Raw genomic sequence first — 1669 nt, 5'->3', positions numbered from 1 at the left:
GTGGTGGTGGCGTGTTCATGGACTGGTCTTGTCAAGCAGGGTCTGGGCCTTGTCCATCCACAGCTGCAGGCTGTCCAGCAGTTCCTTCTGGCTGAACGAGCAACTTTCTTCGCTGAAGAGGGCACTGGACTCGAGCCTGTCGAGCAACTGCTGCAGCACCTCGGCATACCTTGCCGGAAGTGCCGCTTGCAGCGCCGTCTGGCTTTGCGCGAGCTGGGAAAACGCCGGTATGCCCAGCGCATCGCTGCGCAACTGCTGCAAGGCAGTGGCCAGGCTGGCGAGCTGATCACGGGCCGTCATGGCGATCCGGTGGCGGCACCGGCCACAGGCCGGACATGCGCCGGTTCAAACGCCAGCGTCAGCAGCGCCAGCAGGCCGAAGGGCACGCCCACCCAGCCGAGTTGCGACAGATGAAGGTGGTCCAGCATGGCGCCGCTGATGACGGCGCCCAGTGCCGTGCCCACATACAGCATGGAGCCGTTCAGGCTCAGCAGCAACGGCGCCTGGGCCGGTGCCATGCCGGCCAGGCGGCTTTGCTGCGGCGCCATCACGCCGAAACCTGCGATGCCCCAGACGACAAGTGTGGCCATGGTCGCGTAGAGGTGGCCGCGCGTCAGCGGCAGCACGGCCATGGTGGTCACCAGCACCGCCAGTTGAACGCGCATGGTGGGCAGCGAACCGAAGCGGTCGTTGGCCCAGCCGCCCGACAGCGTGCCGGCCACCCCGGCCAGGCCGAACACCGCCAGCGTGATGGACAACTGCGTGGAACTCAGGGTGTTGAGCGCCTGCAGCACCGGGCCGATGTAGGCAAACACGCTGAAAATCGCCACGAAATAAAGCAGCGTGCGCAGCCAGGTGCGCAGCACGGCCGGTTGCCGCGCCGCCGCGCCGAAGCCGGAAAAATTGGCGCCGGCCGAGGCCATGTTGGCGGGCAGCAGCCAACTGGCCGCCACCAAAGCCGCCAGGCTGGCCCCTGCCGAAAGCCAGACCGGCACGCGCCAGCCGTATTCAAAGCCGAGCCAGGCACCGACCGGCACACCCACCGCATAGCTGATGCTCATGCCCAGAAAGGTGATGGACAAGGCCCGGCCGCGCAGCGCCGGCGCCACCAGGCTGACGGCCAGCGCCGAGGCCGCGGCGCTGAACATCGCGCCGGCGCCCATCAGCACCCGGCCCAGCAGCAGCATGACGAGGCTGCCCGACAGCGCGCACACCAGGCACCCGGCGGCAAACAGGGCCAGTGCCAGTTGCACGGCGCGTTTGCGCGGCCAGCGTGCGGTGGCCATGATCAGCACCGGCGCCAGCAACGCGGTGGACACCGCGTAGGCCGTCATGGCCTGGCCGGCCGCGGCCAGGCTGATGTGGAGCGACTCGCTCAGCGGCACCAGAATGCCGCCCAGCACAAAGGCGCCACTGCCGATCACCAGGTTGCACAGGGCGAAGAAATAAAGAACAGGCGGCATGGGATGCAGGTGGGCAAACAGCACCCGGGCGTTTTGACGTGCACCGGGCAAGTTCTGGAAATAATCAATGAAAAACGGCCTCAGCCCAATACAGATGGACGCAGGCTGCTATAAAAAAGAGAGTGTCTGCGTTCCGGCTATTCGCTGATTGTGCCCGGAGGGCGCGAAACGCGCGCGGCTTGGGGTTGGCCGCGCGGTGGGGGTGG

Annotated in this window: 2 protein-coding genes; both read right to left on the bottom strand. The window is 66.9% G+C overall.

The genetic code is table 11. The features are described 5' to 3' along the window. Nucleotides 1-15: 15 nt before the first annotated feature. Nucleotides 16-300, bottom strand: coding sequence for a hypothetical protein (locus tag B7G52_RS23045; RefSeq protein WP_096699983.1), 285 nt, complete (start codon nucleotides 298-300; stop codon nucleotides 16-18). After that, nucleotides 297-1463 (bottom strand): MFS transporter, encoded by a 1167-nt coding sequence (locus tag B7G52_RS23040; protein ID WP_240523596.1) that lies wholly within the window; start codon nucleotides 1461-1463, stop codon nucleotides 297-299. Before B7G52_RS23040 ends, B7G52_RS23045 begins: the two co-directional genes overlap by 4 nt. Nucleotides 1464-1669 lie beyond the last annotated feature (206 nt).

The organism is Polaromonas sp. AER18D-145 (assembly GCF_002379095.1).
GTDB lineage: Bacteria > Pseudomonadota > Gammaproteobacteria > Burkholderiales > Burkholderiaceae_C > Polaromonas.
Note: the sequence above shows the minus strand (reverse complement) of the source record. Positions and strands in the feature narration are given on the sequence as shown.